The following is a 14,429-nucleotide window of genomic DNA, read 5'->3' as shown; positions in this document are numbered from 1 at the left end:
GGACCGGCGGTGGCCGCCCGGCGGGGCTGGCGGGGCGGGGTGAACCGGAGCGGACCGCGCCGGGGCGACGAAGCGTCCCGGGCCGGCCGGGGCCGGACGTCCGACCGGTGGTCACCCGGCGAGCCGGGCAGAGCAGGCAGGGTGGACCGCGGCCGCGGCAAGGCGCCGGCCCGCCCGGGACGGGGACCGGAACCGGGACCGGCGGTGGCCGCCCGGCGGGGCTGGCGGGGCGGGGTGAACCGGAGCGGACCGCGCCGGGGCGACGAAGCGTCCCGGGCCGGCCGGGGCCGGGGGCGTCCGACCGGTGGTCACCCGGCGAGCCGGGCAGAGCGGGCAGGGTGAACCGCGGCCGCGGCAAGGCGCCGGCCCGCCCGGAACGAAGGCGGGGACGGGGACCGGCGGTGGCCGCCCGGCGGGCCGGACGGGCCGGGCAGGGACGGCCGGGTGAACCGCGGCAGGCCGGGCAGGGAGCGGAGAGCCGGAGCAGGCCACGCCGGGCCGGGGGCGGACGGGGCGGGGCGGGGGCGGACGGGGCGGGGCGGGGCGTCCCAGGCCCGGGGCCCGCACGGAACCGGGGCGGGGCGTCCCAGCCGGTGGCCGCCCGGCGGGGCGGGCGGGGGCGGGCAGTAGGATCGGCGGCGTTGCACACCCGTACACCCACCGCTGGTAGGAGGCTTTTCATGGCTCAGGTCACCCTGAAGGGGAACCCGGTCGAGGTCGGCGGCGCACTGCCCGCCTCCGGGACCCAGGCCCCCGCGTTCACCCTGGTCGGCGCGGGACTGGCGGACACCTCGCTGAAGGACTTCGCGGGCACCCGCAAGGTCCTCAACATCTTCCCCAGCATCGACACCCCCACCTGCGCGACGTCGGTGCGCACCTTCAACGCCCAGGCCGGCGCCCTCGACAACACCGTCGTGCTGTGCATCTCCGCCGACCTGCCGTTCGCCCAGGCCCGCTTCTGCGGCGCCGAGGGCCTGGACAACGTCAAGACCCTGTCCACCCTGCGCGGACGCGACTTCCACGACACCTACGGCGTGGCCATCAACTCCGGCCCGCTGGCCGGCCTGACCGCCCGCGCCGTCGTCGTCCTCGACGAGAACGACACCGTCCTGCACACCGAGCTCGTCGCGGAGATCGCCGACGAGCCGAACTACGAGGCCGCCCTCGCCGTCCTCGCCTGACCCACCCGCACACGGGACACCCCCACGGGACACACCCCCCACGGGACCCCCGCGCGCACACGGCGGCCCGCCCCCACCCCCCTCACCGGGACCACGGGAACGGGCCGCCGACCCCTTTCCCCGCACCCGCACCCCCCAGGGGGCACCCGCGGGGAACACCCCGGCGAAACGCCCCCGGGAACGCCCGTGCCCCCGGCCCCGGCAGCGGGCCGGGGACGGGGGCACGGACAGCCCCGAGGGGACGGGGACAGTCCCGAGGGACGGGAGCGGGGACAGCCCCGAGGGGACGGGGACACCGGGCCCGGACAGGCCCGGACGGGCACCGGCCGCCGGGGCACCGGCCGCCGGGGGGACGGCCCCGGCCCGCCGAACAGCCCCGGGCGGACCCGGGCGGCCTCAGGTGATCGAGGCCCCGGAGTCGATGCTGATGACCTGCCCGGTCATGCAGTCCTGGTCCAGGAACAGCCCGATCGAACGGGCCACCTCCCGCGGCGTGACGAACCGCGGCACCGGGACCTTCTCCAGCATCCCCGCCACCACGTGCTCGGGCAGCGTGTCCGTCATCCCGGTGATCATGAACCCCGGCGACAGCGCGTTGACCGTCACCCCCCGCCGCCCGCACTCCGCGGCCAGCGTCCGGGTCATCCCGATCAGCCCCGCCTTGGACGCCGAGTACGCGGTCTGCCCCGCCGTGGCGATCAGCGCCGACGGCGACACGATGTTCACCACCCGCCCCCACCGCGCCCGCAGCATCGCCGGCACACACGCCCGCGCGGTGTGGAACGAACCGACCAGGTTCGTGTCGATCACCCGGCGCCAGTCCGCCGGACTCTGCATCGCCATCAGCGCGTCCTTGCGGACCGCGCCGTTGTTCACCAGCACGTCCACCGGACCCAGCGCCTGGCGCACCTGCTCGTACATCGCGGTCACCGCGTCCCAGTGCGCGACGTCGCCCGTCACCACCACGTGGTCGTTGACCAGCTGCGCCGCGGTCTTCTCCGCGCCCTCGCGGGAGCTGTTGTAGTGCACCGCGACCCGGCAGCCCGCCGCGTCCAGCGCCAGCGCCAGCTCGCTGCCCAGACCGCCCGACGCACCCGTGACCAGCGCCACCGGCGCCACCGGACGCGACCCGAACGCCTCCTTGCCGCTCACCGCACGCCTCCCCACGTCAGCAGGATCGAACCCCACGTCATGCCCGCGCCGAAACCCGCCAGCAGGACCGTGTCACCGTCCTTGATCCGGCCGGCGTCCAGCGCCTCCGCCAACGCGATCGGGATCGAGCCCGACGCCGTGTTGCCGTAGCGCTCCAGGTTCGTCACCAGCCGGTCCGCCGGGATCCCCGTGTGCGCCAGCACCGAGTTGATGATCCGGATGTTCGCCTGGTGCGGCACCACGTGGTCCACCTCGGCAGCGGTGATCTTCGCCTGCTCCAGCGTCTCGCGGATCGTACGCACCGTGTACCGCACCGCGTTCAGGTAGATCTCGTTGCCGTTGATCTGCGCGTAGTGCAGCCCCTGCTCCACCGTCCGCGCCGTCGTCGGCATCCGCGAACCGCCCGCCAGGACCTTCAGGCTGTTCTTGCACGAGCCGTCCGCGCCCAGGTTCCACGCCCGGATCCGGTCCACCGGCCCCGGCTGCAGCACCACCGCGCCCGCCCCGTCGCCCACCAGGATCGACAGGTCCCGGTCCGCCGGGTTCGCCGTCAGCGTGTGGGTGTCCGAACCGATCACCAGGATCGGCCGCGGATCCATCCGCAACAGCCCCGCCGCCGTGACCAGCGCGTACACGAACCCCGCACACTCCGAGTTCACGTCGTGCGCGCTGCCCGCGATACCCAGCTCGTCGTGGACGAACGCCGACGTCGCCGGCGAGGGCTGCTCCGGAGTCGCCGTGGCCACGATCAGATGCGCGATGTCCGCACCCGTCAGCCCCGCCCGCTCCAACGCCCGGCGCCCGGCCTCCACGGCCATCGACGCCGTGGTCTGCCCCGGCCCGACCGCCCGCCGCTCACGGATCCCGCACCGCGAGACGATCCAGTGCTCGTCCACACCGAAACGCTCCGCGAGCTGCGCACTGGTCACCACCCGCTCGGGAACCGACATCCCCCAGCCGGTGACGTCGAAACCGCTCATCACCCGACCCCTCTCTCCCCGCGACCGGGGTCTCAGTTGCCCGCGGCCGGAACGAGCGCCAGGATCCGCTCGTGCACCACACGCAGCGTCGTCGTGTCGTCGATGTCCGCGAACAGCGACTCGTCCGCCGGAATGTGCGGGTACTGGTTCTGGAACCCGTACAGCCACTCCATCAGGTCCAGCGAGTCCACATCCGCGATGTGCTGCAACGCGGCGTCCGCGTCGATCTCGTGCGCACCGGACACCGCCTGCAACTGCTGGGCCAGGTCCTCGATGGTGGGGATCTGCGACATCTGTGATCGTTTCCTCTCCTCGCCCCCGCCCCTTTCCTTCCTTCCGGAAAAAAAGGGGGCCGGGCGGCTGTCAACGCGTCGGAAAAGCCATGGGAAAGCACCAGGACGAACCCGGGACAACACCCGGAGACCACCCCCCGGCCCGCCACACCCGCCGGCCGGCCCCGGCCCCAGGGCCCGGACACCGCCCGCCCGTCCCCGGCACACCGCCGCACCCGGACACCGCCCGGACACCACGAGGAGACGAACAGCGCACGACCGCGCACAAGAACCCGGACCACCGCCCCGGACACCCCGAAAGGCACCGGCACGGACCCCGACGGACACCCCCGGCCACACCGGGAGCACGGACACTCTGGGAGACGACCCGGCCGTGGGGGCCGCGTGTCTTGTCGAACCGCATGAAACCCGCCCCCACGCAACCGCCCCGCAACCCCCCGCGCCCGCACCCCCTTGCGCACCGCTTGCGAGACACGCGCTTACCTGACCCACAACACACCGCACCCGCACGCCCGGCCCACCCCACACCGACACCACGACACCAGACGCCGGCGCCACGACGCCGACAGGCCCACACGGCAACGGCCCCACAGCCCGAACCCGAACCCGAACCACCGCGCCAACGGCCAACGGCCAACGGCCAGGCACCGCAACGGCCCTACAGCCGGGAACCGGCACCACCGCGCCAACGGATCCGCACGGCAACGGCCTTACGGTCTGGAACCGGTGCCACCGCGCCAACGGCCCGGCAGCGAAAGGGCCTTACGGCCGAGAGGCGGCGGCACGAGGTCAACGGCCGGGCACCGCAGCGGTCCTACGGTCCGCCGCACGCCACGCACGGCACGGACACGGACTGCGGGACCCGGACCGACCGCACGATCCTCACCACCCGTACGGACCGCCCGGACCACGCGCCGCCGGCGGACCCGCCCGGCCCGCACCACCGCACCACCCGCAAGCCCTGCACGGCCCGTACGGCCACAGCACGTGGCACCGCAAGGCCCGCACGGACCGCAAGGCCCGCAAGCCCTGCAAGGCCCGTACGGACCGTACGGCCACGGCACGCGCCACCGCACCACCCGCAAGGCCCGCGAGACCCGTACGGCCACGGCCCGTACGGCCGCCCGGCCTTCCCCATCCGTCACACCGATTCGAGGGGCCCCATCCCATGACCACCGTCGAAGCCCGCTCCATCAACCCCGACGTCGAGGCCATCCGCCACCACTACGAGGTCCCCAACGAGCTCTACCGCCTCATCCTGGGCCCCACCATGATGTACTCCGGCGGCTACTGGGAGGACGGCGAAGACCTCGTCGCCGTCCTCGACGAAGCCCAGGAACGCAAGCTCGACGCCTTCACCGACCTCGCCCAGGCCGCCGGCACCGCCAAGGTCCTCGACATCGGCTGCGGCTGGGGCACCATGCTCAACCGCCTCACCACCGTCCACGGCGTCAAGCGCGCCGTCGGCGTCACCCTCTCCCGCACCCAGTCCGACTTCGTCCACGCCCTGGGCAACCCCGCCATCGAAGCCCGCGTCGAAAGCTGGGAAGACCACCGCCTCGCCGAAGGCGAGGACCCCTACGACGCCGCGTTCTGCATCAACGCCCTCGAACACTTCGTCCTGTCCTCCCTCACCCCCAAGGAGCGCACCCAGCGCTACCGCGTCTTCTTCAAGCAGGTCCACTCCCTGCTCAAGCCCGGCGCCCGCTTCGTCCTGCACACCATGACCGTCGAGAACCCCCCGCTGCGCCGCCAGCTCCTCGACGACCTCAAGTTCCTCCAGCGCGAGGAGTTCGAAGGCTGCCACATCCCGCGCCTGCCCGAACTCGCCGCCGGCCTCGACGGCCTCTTCGAGGTCACCGAGATCCGCAACGAGCCCGAGTCCTTCGCCCGCGCCTGCCGCGCCTGGCTCCGCCTCCTCGCCGACCGCCGCGACGAAGCCGTCACCATGACCGACGAGACCACCGTCGCCCGCTTCGAGCGCTACCTCGACATCTTCGCCTACACCCTCGAAGACCACATCTTCAACAACTTCCGCGTCACCCTCACCCGCCGCGCCTGACACCCCGCCACACCACGGCACGCCCGGGAACCCGGACCGGACCCGCACCCGCGACCCGGCCGGACTCCCGGGCCCCCACCCCCGACACCCCACCGCACCCGCCGCACCCCGCCCGCCCCCCGACCGGACAGAACCGGACCGGACCACCCGGCCCGGACAGACGGACCCCGGCCCCTGACCGGACCTGACCGGACGGATGGACCGGACGGACGGACGGACCTGACGGACCTGACGGACCTGACGGACGGAACCGAACCGGACGGACGGACCCCGGCCCCGACCGGCCCAGCCCCCTGACCGGACCTGACGGACCTGACGGACGGAACCGGACCCAGGCCCGACCGGCCCTGTCCCCGACCGGACCTGACGGCCCGGACGGACGGAACCGGACGGACGGACAGAGCGGAGCGGAACGGAACGCACAGACCTGCCGGACCAGGCGGACCAGGCGGGCCGGGCCCGCGCGCCACGACGACCCGCACCCGCCACCGCCACCGCCACCGCCACCGCCACCGCACGGCCCCACCGCACACGACGGACCACCCGGCCCCCGGACCACCCGGACCCTACGGAGCCCCCGGAGCCCCCGCCGGCACCGCCACCACCACACCCCCGGCACCCCGCGGCTCCCGCAGCCCCCGGAGAAGAGGACACCGACGCCATGACCACCACACCCGCCCCCGACCGCACCACCACCGCGGCCACACCCGCCACCGCCGGCGGTGACACCACCCCCGCCGCCACCCCCGAACACACCACCACCGGCGACCTCGCCGTACGCCACCTCAAAGTCGCCGTCATCGGCGCCGGCATCTCCGGCCTGGGCACCGCCATCGGCCTCCTCAAAGCAGGCGTCGACGACTTCCTCGTCTTCGAACGCGCCCGCGACCTCGGCGGCACCTGGCGCGACAACACCTACCCCGGCTGCGCCTGCGACGTCCAGGCCCACCTCTACTCCTTCTCCTTCGCCCGCAACCCCGAGTGGAAGTCCACCTTCGCCACCCAGGCCGAAGTCCACGCCTACCTCAAGACCTGCGCCACCCGCTACGGCGTCGACCCCCACCTGCGCTACGACCACGAACTCCTCGAAGCCCGCTGGGACGACACCCACCACCACTGGAACCTGCGCACCAGCCACGGCCGCTACACCGCCCAGGCCCTGGTCACCGGCACCGGCTACCTCTCCGACCCCGCCGTCCCCGACCTGCCCGGCCTCGACACCTTCACCGGCACCGTCTTCCACTCCTCCCGCTGGCGCCACGACCACGACCTCACCGGCCGCAACGTCGCCGTCATCGGCACCGGCGCCTCCGCCATCCAGTTCGTCCCCAAGATCCAGCCCCAGGTCGCCCACCTCGACCTCTACCAGCGCACACCCCCCTGGGTCGCCGCCAAACCCGACAAGCCCAACACCACCCGCCACACCTGGATGCTGCGCCACCTCCCCGGCTACCAGCGCTTCCGCCGCGCCTTCAACAAACACGGCCGCGAAGTCGTCGCGTTCTTCATGTCCCGCCCCTCCCGCACCACCGGCATGAAGAACATGGCCGCCGGCCACCTCAAGAAATCCGTCAAAGACCCCGCCCTGCGCCAGCGCCTCACCCCCGACTACACCGTCGGCTGCAAACGCCTCCTCTTCTCCAACACCTGGTACCCCGCCATCCAGCAGCCCAACGTCGACATCGTCTCCGACACCGTCACCGCCGTCGGCCCCACCCACATCACCACCGCCGACGGACGACGCCGCGACGTCGACACCATCATCCTCGCCACCGGCTTCACCGCCACCGACCGCCCCATCGCCCACCGCATCCACGGCAGGAACGGCACCACCCTCCACACCACCTGGACCACCCACGGCATGACCGCCCACCGCGGCACCACCATCCACGGCTTCCCCAACCTCTTCATGATCCTGGGCCCCAACACCACCCTGGGCCACTCCTCCCAGACCGTCATGATCGAAGCCCAGATCACCTACATCCTCGACGCCCTCCACACCCTCGACAAACACCACCTCACCAGCATCGAAGTCCGCCAGGAAGCCCAGAACACCTACAACAAGACCATCCGCACCCGCCTCGAGAACACCGTCTGGAACAGCGGCGGCTGCAACAGCTGGTACACCGACAACCACGGCAACAACCCCTCGATCTGGCCCACCTACACCTGGCGCTTCCGCCGCCAGACCCGCCACATCGACATCACCAACTACCAGACCGCCACCCACACCGACCACACCACCACCCCCTGACACACCCCGCACACCCGCACCCCCGCACACTCAGGCGCACACCCCCGCACCCCGCACCACCGCACACCCGGCACCACGCACCACCCGGCCCGCCGCCCGACACCGGGCGGCCGGCCCGCCGGACACCACAGACCACGAACCGGGAACACGGGAACGGGAACGCCGCAGACGGCAGACAGCGGGCCTCAGGCGTCAAGTGCCAGGCACCAGGCACCAGGCATCAGGCGTCAGGCGTCAGGCGTCAGGCCTCAACTGCCGGACACCACAACCGACATGCCGCCCCGCCCTACCCCCGCCGGCCCCAGCCGACCGACCCCGCCGACCACCGGCCACCACAACTCCACACCGGCCCACCCCCCACCCCCACCAACCCGACCCACACCCCGGCCGGACCACCCAGGACGCCCGCCCCCGACCCCACGGGACCCGCGGGCCACCCCCACACCCCCACACAACCACACCCGCACACACACCAACACCCACCACACCCACAACCCCGAGGAGACCCCACCCCATGAACCACCCACACCCCACCAGGCGCACCCTGCTCACCGCAGCAGCCGCCACCGTCATCGGCTACAACACCACCACCCGCTCCTGGGCCACCACCAACGACCCCGCCACCAACAGCCGCCACCTCATCCCCATCCCCACCCTCCAAGGCACCCTCACCACCAACCCCACCACCCGCGCCAGCCACGCCCACGACTTCGGCCGCCTCACCACCACCACCCCCTACGCCGTCCTCAACCCCACCGGCCCCCAAGACATCGCCACCATCATCAACTTCGCCCGCCGCCTCCACCTCAAAGTCGCCATGAACGGCCAAAGCGGCACCGGCACCGACCTCGAATCACACTCCAACTACGGCCAAGCCGGCGCCCCCGGCGGCATCAGCATCAACGCCCGCGCCCTCAACCGCATCCACACCATCACCCCCACCAACGCCACCGTCGACACCGGCGTCACCTGGGCCCAACTCACCCAAGCCACCCTCACCCACGGCCTCACCCCCCCATGCCTCACCGACTACCTCCACCTCTCCATCGGCGGCACCATCAGCATCGGCGGCATCGGCTCCACCGTCCACAAACACGGCCTCCAAGCCGACACCGTCGAAGCCATCGAAATCGTCACCGGCAACGGCCGCATCCTCACCGCCACCCCCACCCACAACCCCGACCTCTTCCACACCGCCCTCGCCGGCGCCGGCCAAATCGGCATCATCACCCGCGCCACCCTCAAACTCGTCCCCGCCCCCGAAAACGCCCGCGTCTTCACCCTCTACTACGACAACCTCACCACCTTCCTCACCGACCAACAAACCATCCTCAACGACGGCCGCTTCCCCTCCCAAGTCGGCGAAATCCTCATCCAACCCAACGGACAACCCCCCCGCTACAAAATCGAAGCCGTCGCCCACTACAACGGCCCCACACCCCCCAACCCCACCCCCCTCCTCACCGACCTCAACCCCAACCCCACCCAAACCACCATCACCGACACCACCTACCACGACTACACCTACCGCGCCGACACCTTCGCCGACACCATCAAAAACCTCGGCTACTGGAACGCCCCCAAACCCTGGCTCTCCCTCTTCCTCCCCGCCACCCAAACCCCCACCTTCCTCACCGAAGCCCTCCCCCAACTCACCCCCGACGACATCGGCCAAGGCCTCCTCCTCTGCTACCCCTTCCACACCAACAAACTCACCCACCCCCTCGCCATCACCCCAAACGAACCCACCACCTACCTCTTCGACCTCCTCGCCTTCCCCCACCCCGACACCAACCCCACCCCCGCCCTCACCCGCAACCGCAACCTCTACAACCGCGCCACCCAACTCGGCGCAAAACGCTACCTCGTCGGCGCCATCCCCAACATGACCCCCACCGACTGGCAAACCCACTACGGCCCCCACTGGACCACCCTCACCACCGCCAAAAACCAACACGACCCCACCCACACCCTCACCCCCGGCCAAAACATCTTCCCCTAACCACCACACACAGACACACACCCAGACACCAACCCACCCCAGAAAACCCAGAACAACAACCCCAGAAAACCCCCCGCCAAACCCCTCCCCACCCCCGAAACACCCCCAGAAAACCCAAAACCGGCCCACCACAAACCCCAAGACCGGCACCCCGACACCCACCACAAACCCCAAGGCCGGCACCCGAAAACCCCCCGAAAACACGAAAACCGGAACCCCCCACACACAGGGAACCGGACAACACACACCGAACCGAAACCGCCGGCACACAAAAACCCCGACACCCGACACACCGAAACCCCGACACCGGACACACCGAAAACCGGATACGGGACACCCATAACACATCAAAAACGATAAACGCCAATCACAAACACAAAACCCCAACCCACCAAAGGAACCCCATGCACGCCATCCACCACACCGACCAAACCCTCCTCCCCCACCCCACCCACACCGTCTGGAACGCCATCCTCACCGAACTCAACGGCACCACCACCTGGTGGCACCCCCACAACACCCACCAACCCGGCCCCACCCCACCCCACACCACCAACGGCACCACCCACACCACCATCCACCCCAACACCATCGGAAAACCCGGCCCCAAACTCCACCTCCACTCCACCACCACCCACATCACCCCCCACCACACCCTCACCCAAACCCACACCGGCCACTTCCACGGCACCACCACCTACACCCTCACCCCCCACCACAACAACACCCAAACCCTCCTCACCATCACCTTCACCACCACCCCCCACCACTGGCCCAAACTCCTCCACAAACTCACCAACCTCACCTACAAACACACCACCGCCACCCAACACGCCCTCACCAACCTCCACCACCACCTCACCAACAACAACAACACCTAAAACAAACAGAGCTCGAAAACCGGACGCGCAAAACGAAACACGGAGAAAGGGATCCCATGCAGACCGCCGCCGAATTCCCCGCGCTGCCGGCCGACCAGGCCGTCACCGCCACCGACCACACCGCGACGACTGACGACAACGCGCGTCTGGCGATCACCGTGCACCTTCCGGAGGCGCCCGACCCGAGCCGTCCGCTGGTGGTGCTCGCGCACGGGTGGGCCGCCTCCCGTACCGTCTGGCACGCCACCGCCCAGGAGTTGGCCGCGGCCGGGCACACCGTCGCCACGTACGACCAGCGTGGGCACGGTGCTTCGACGACCGGGCGTGAGCCGATCAGCATCGAGCGGCTCGCCGGGGACCTGGACACCGTCGTCGGTACGTTGACGACGTCGGAGCGGTCGGTCGTGGTGGTCGGGCACTCGGGGGGCGGCTACGCGGCGCTGGCGTGGGCGACTCGGCTCGCGGCGTCCCGGCCGGACGGCGCGGGTGGGCGGCTCGCCGGGCTGGTGCTCGTCTCCACGGCGTCGCACGGGCAGGAGACTCCGGCGAACGAGGTGAAGATGATGGGGTCCGGGCTGTTCAGCCGTGCGCTCCGGACGCCTTGGCTGGGCCGCAAGTTGCTGGGCGGGACGCACGGTCCGCAGGCCACCCTGGCGGCCCGTGAGGCCAACCGCCGGCTGTTCGCCGCCACGCGGCCGCAGGTCCGTGCGGCCTGCTTCGCGTCCTCGCAGGGGATGGACCAGCGCAGCGGGCTCGGTCGGATCGCCGTGCCCGCCGCGGTGATCACCGGCACCGAGGACAAGATCGTCAAGCCGAGCTTCAGCGAGGAGCTCTCCGCCGCGCTCCCGCAGGCCGTGCTGCACCGGATCCCGGGTGTCGGCCACATGGTCCCGCTGGAGAGCCCGGGTCTGATCGCCCGGCACACCCACCAGCTCGTCCTGGCCGACCGCTAGCCACCGCCGTGACCACCGCCGCCTCACCTGCCGAACCCACCGCCGCGCCCGACACCAGGGCCACCAGCGGGGCCACCGCCAGGACCATCGCCAGGGCCACCGCCACCGCGCCGGCCGGCGTCCTGGCTGCCCTGCTCCCGCCCCACGTCCACTGTGCCGAGGCGTTCGGTGCCCCGGTGGCGGGGCCGCTCCACCCGTCGGAGGCGGCCTACATCCGGGACCGTTCCCCGCGCCGGCGGGAGCAGTTCACGACCGCCCGGACGCTGGCCCGTCAGGTCCTCGCCGAGCTGGGGCATCCGCCGGGGCCGCTGTTGCCCGGGCCCGGCGGTGCGCCGCAGTGGCCGGCGGGCGTGGCGGGCAGCATCACGCACACCCACGGCTACACCGCCTGTGCCGTCACCGGCACCGGTCGGTACACCTCGCTGGGCATCGACGCGGAGCCCGCGCGGCCGCTTCCACGGGGGGTGCTGGACCTGGTCGGCACCGAGGGCGAGCGGCGCCGCCTCGCCGCGCTCCCCGAGGGCGCCGCCCCGTGGGACACCGTCCTGTTCAGCGCCAAGGAGGCCGTCTACAAGGCCGTCCACCCGCTCACCCGCGTCTGGACGCCGCTCGCGTCGATCACCGTCACCGTCCGCCCCGACGGCACGTTCACCGCCCGGCATCCGCACCGGCCCGGGGCCCGGACCGGCCGCTGGGGCATCGACCGGGGTGTCCTCCTCACCGTGTTCGCCCTCCCGCCGACGGGCTGACGAGGGCGGCTCGCCACCGGAGCCGGCCACCGGAGCTCGCCACCGGCAGCCCTCGTCCTCGGCGCCTCACGACGGCAGTGGGCCGCCGGGGGTGAGGGCCAGCGCGGCGAAGCGCCCGGCGATGAGGCGGTGGGCTTCCGCGGAGGGGTGGAGGCCGTCGGGGAGCGGGTGGGTGTCGTGGTCGGGGACGCCGTAGAGGGAGAGCCCGTCCAGGTAGTGGAGGTCGTGGTCGCCGTCGGCGCGGCGTTCGTGGACGATGCGGGCCAGCTGCTCGCGGATGACGGTGAGGGTGAGGCGGCCGGCGGCGCGTTCGGCCGGGTCGCCGGTGGCCCGGAAGCGGAGGGTGCCGTCGCCGAAGTCGGGGGCGAGCGGGCCGGGGGTGTCCTCCTGGATGGGGCAGAGCAGCGGGGAGACGACCAGCAGCGGCGTGGTCGGGTGGCCGTCGCGGACGGTGTCCAGGAAGCCGTGGACGGCCGGGGTGAGGGCGCGCAGCCGCATGGCGTCGGCGTTGACCAGGTTGATGCCGAGCTTCAGGCTGATGAGGTCCGCTGGGGTGTCGCGGATCGTGCGCGCGGTGAACTGGTCCAGGAGGGCGCCTCCGCCGAAGCCGAGGTTGGTCAGGTCCAGTCCCGCGCGGTTGGCCACCAGGGCGGGCCATGTGCCGGTCGGGTGGGCCGCGTTGGAGCCGTGGCTGATCGAACTGCCGTGGTGGAGCCAGCGCTTGCGGGTGCCGGCGGGGACGGGTTCCAGCGGGGCGTCCGTGTCGAGGGCGACGAGTTCGGTGGTCTCGGTGTGCGGGAGCCAGATCTCGACGGTCTTGTCCCGGGCCGGCAGGCCGGTGAACCGCGCGGTGCCGGCCGGTCCTTCGGTGAGTTCGAAGCGGCCGGTGGCCAGGTCGACGGTGCGCAGGTTTCCGCCGGGGACGGTGGCCTGCCCGGCGAGGGCGCCGTCGACGAGGAGGTCGTAGACCCCGTCGGGCACGTTCGCCACGCCGGGGTAGGCACGCTTGGTGGGGACGGCGTGCAGGGTGATCGCGGTGGCGCGGGTCCGGAAGGCCAGGCGGACGCCGGAGGGCTGGGACTCGGCCATGGCGAGCTGGTCGTCCGGGACCTGCCGGCGGGCGCGGGCGGGCAGGCGGTGCGGCAGTAGGCCGCGGCGGGTCCGTTCGGCGTCGAGGTGGCCGTGCAGGAGGTCCTCGGTGACGGGGGTGGTGATCGTCGTCATGGTGCGCTTCTTCGGGTCGTCGTACGGGCAGTGGGTCGTCGTACCGGGCGTACCGGGCGTACCGGGCGGCGGGTCGCCGCGGCACCGCCCGTACGGGGGTTCAGGTGGTCGCGCGGGTGGGGCCGCCGGCGCGCAGCAGGGCGTCGAGGGAGTCGATGGTCCACTCCCAGGACTGCTGCGGGTCGACGGCGGTGTGGCTGAAGCCGCCGGCCGCCTCCAGGCTGATGTAGCCGTGGAAGACGCTGCCGAGCATGCGGACCGCGTGGGTCTGCTCCGGCTCGGTGAGGTCGTAGCCGCGCAGGATCGCCCTGGTCATCTGCGCGTGCCGGATGCCCGCGCTGGCGGCGGCGGTCTGGGGGTCGAGGCGCAGGCGGGTGGCGTCGTAGCGGCCGGGGTGGCTCGCGGCGTAGTCGCGGTAGGCGTCGGCGAAGGCGCCGAGTGCGTCGCGGCCGGAGCGGCCGGCGAGGGCGTCGGCGACGAGGTCGGCGAGTTCTTCCAGGGCGAGGAGGGCGATCCGGGTCCTGAGGTCCTGGGAGCTCTTGACGTGGGAGTACAGGCTTGCGGTCTGGACGCCGAGGCGCCGGGCGAGGGCGGCGGCGGTCACCTGGTCGAAGCCGACCTCGTCGGCGAGTTCGGCGCCCGCGACGACCACGCGTTCGACGGTCAGTCCTGCGCGTGCCATCTGCTGTCTCCCCTGC

General features: G+C 72.0%; 12 protein-coding genes. 7 read left to right on the top strand and 5 right to left on the bottom strand.

Annotated elements, in window-relative coordinates:
- Positions 1-680 precede the first annotated feature (680 nt).
- Entirely contained in the window at positions 681-1,181 is a 501-nt protein-coding gene (gene tpx / locus ACFQ6N_RS29355; RefSeq protein ID WP_380655353.1) for a thiol peroxidase, read from the top strand.
- A gap of 396 nt (positions 1,182-1,577) precedes the next feature.
- Here the strand turns inward: tpx and ACFQ6N_RS29350 are convergent, their stop codons facing one another.
- Genes ACFQ6N_RS29350 through ACFQ6N_RS29340 form a run of 3 tightly spaced genes read right to left on the bottom strand, consistent with a single transcriptional unit; the run spans position 1,578 to position 3,606 of the window.
- Positions 1,578-2,333: an SDR family NAD(P)-dependent oxidoreductase gene (locus ACFQ6N_RS29350; RefSeq protein ID WP_380655351.1), complete on the bottom strand. Its 756-nt coding sequence runs from the start codon at positions 2,331-2,333 to the stop codon at positions 1,578-1,580.
- Positions 2,330-3,313, bottom strand: coding sequence for a 3-oxoacyl-ACP synthase III family protein (locus ACFQ6N_RS29345; RefSeq protein WP_380655348.1), 984 nt, complete (start codon positions 3,311-3,313; stop codon positions 2,330-2,332). Before ACFQ6N_RS29345 ends, ACFQ6N_RS29350 begins: the two co-directional genes overlap by 4 nt.
- A gap of 32 nt (positions 3,314-3,345) precedes the next feature.
- A complete protein-coding gene (locus ACFQ6N_RS29340) occupies positions 3,346-3,606 on the bottom strand; it encodes a hypothetical protein (RefSeq protein WP_380655346.1) in 261 nt (86 codons plus the stop codon).
- A gap of 1,168 nt (positions 3,607-4,774) precedes the next feature.
- Here ACFQ6N_RS29340 and ACFQ6N_RS29335 point away from each other — a divergent pair.
- The 6 genes from ACFQ6N_RS29335 to ACFQ6N_RS29310 all read left to right on the top strand — a co-directional run bounded on the left by ACFQ6N_RS29335 (position 4,775) and on the right by ACFQ6N_RS29310 (position 12,507).
- Complete coding sequence (locus ACFQ6N_RS29335; RefSeq protein WP_380655343.1) at positions 4,775-5,668, top strand: class I SAM-dependent methyltransferase; 894 nt, start codon at positions 4,775-4,777, stop codon at positions 5,666-5,668.
- Positions 5,669-6,329: 661 nt separating this feature from the next.
- Positions 6,330-7,922 (top strand): flavin-containing monooxygenase, encoded by a 1,593-nt coding sequence (locus ACFQ6N_RS29330; protein WP_380655341.1) that lies wholly within the window; start codon positions 6,330-6,332, stop codon positions 7,920-7,922.
- A gap of 514 nt (positions 7,923-8,436) precedes the next feature.
- Positions 8,437-9,924 carry an FAD-binding protein gene (locus tag ACFQ6N_RS29325; protein WP_380655338.1) on the top strand — a complete coding sequence of 496 codons (1,488 nt, stop codon included), beginning with the start codon at positions 8,437-8,439 and terminating at the stop codon, positions 9,922-9,924.
- Positions 9,925-10,328: 404 nt separating this feature from the next.
- Positions 10,329-10,805, top strand: a complete 477-nt coding sequence (locus ACFQ6N_RS29320) for a hypothetical protein (protein WP_380655335.1) — start codon at positions 10,329-10,331, stop codon at positions 10,803-10,805.
- 56 nt (positions 10,806-10,861) lie between these two features.
- Positions 10,862-11,758, top strand: coding sequence for an alpha/beta fold hydrolase (locus tag ACFQ6N_RS29315; RefSeq protein ID WP_380655333.1), 897 nt, complete (start codon positions 10,862-10,864; stop codon positions 11,756-11,758).
- An 8-nt stretch (positions 11,759-11,766) separates the two neighbouring features.
- Positions 11,767-12,507 carry a 4'-phosphopantetheinyl transferase gene (locus ACFQ6N_RS29310; protein ID WP_380655330.1) on the top strand — a complete coding sequence of 247 codons (741 nt, stop codon included), beginning with the start codon at positions 11,767-11,769 and terminating at the stop codon, positions 12,505-12,507.
- Positions 12,508-12,573: 66 nt separating this feature from the next.
- On the opposite strand, the gene ACFQ6N_RS29305 is transcribed toward ACFQ6N_RS29310, so the two are convergent.
- Together ACFQ6N_RS29305 and ACFQ6N_RS29300 are read right to left on the bottom strand one after the other, a co-directional pair.
- Positions 12,574-13,731: an SGNH/GDSL hydrolase family protein gene (locus tag ACFQ6N_RS29305; RefSeq protein WP_380655327.1), complete on the bottom strand. Its 1,158-nt coding sequence runs from the start codon at positions 13,729-13,731 to the stop codon at positions 12,574-12,576.
- Positions 13,732-13,831: 100 nt separating this feature from the next.
- On the bottom strand, positions 13,832-14,413 hold the full coding sequence (locus ACFQ6N_RS29300) for a TetR/AcrR family transcriptional regulator (protein ID WP_380655324.1): 582 nt from the start codon (positions 14,411-14,413) through the stop codon (positions 13,832-13,834).
- Positions 14,414-14,429: the final 16 nt, after the last annotated feature.

Origin of the sequence: Kitasatospora sp. NPDC056446, assembly GCF_042796115.1 — a bacterium.
Lineage (GTDB): Bacteria > Actinomycetota > Actinomycetes > Streptomycetales > Streptomycetaceae > Kitasatospora.
This window is presented reverse-complemented; position numbering and strand designations above follow the sequence as displayed.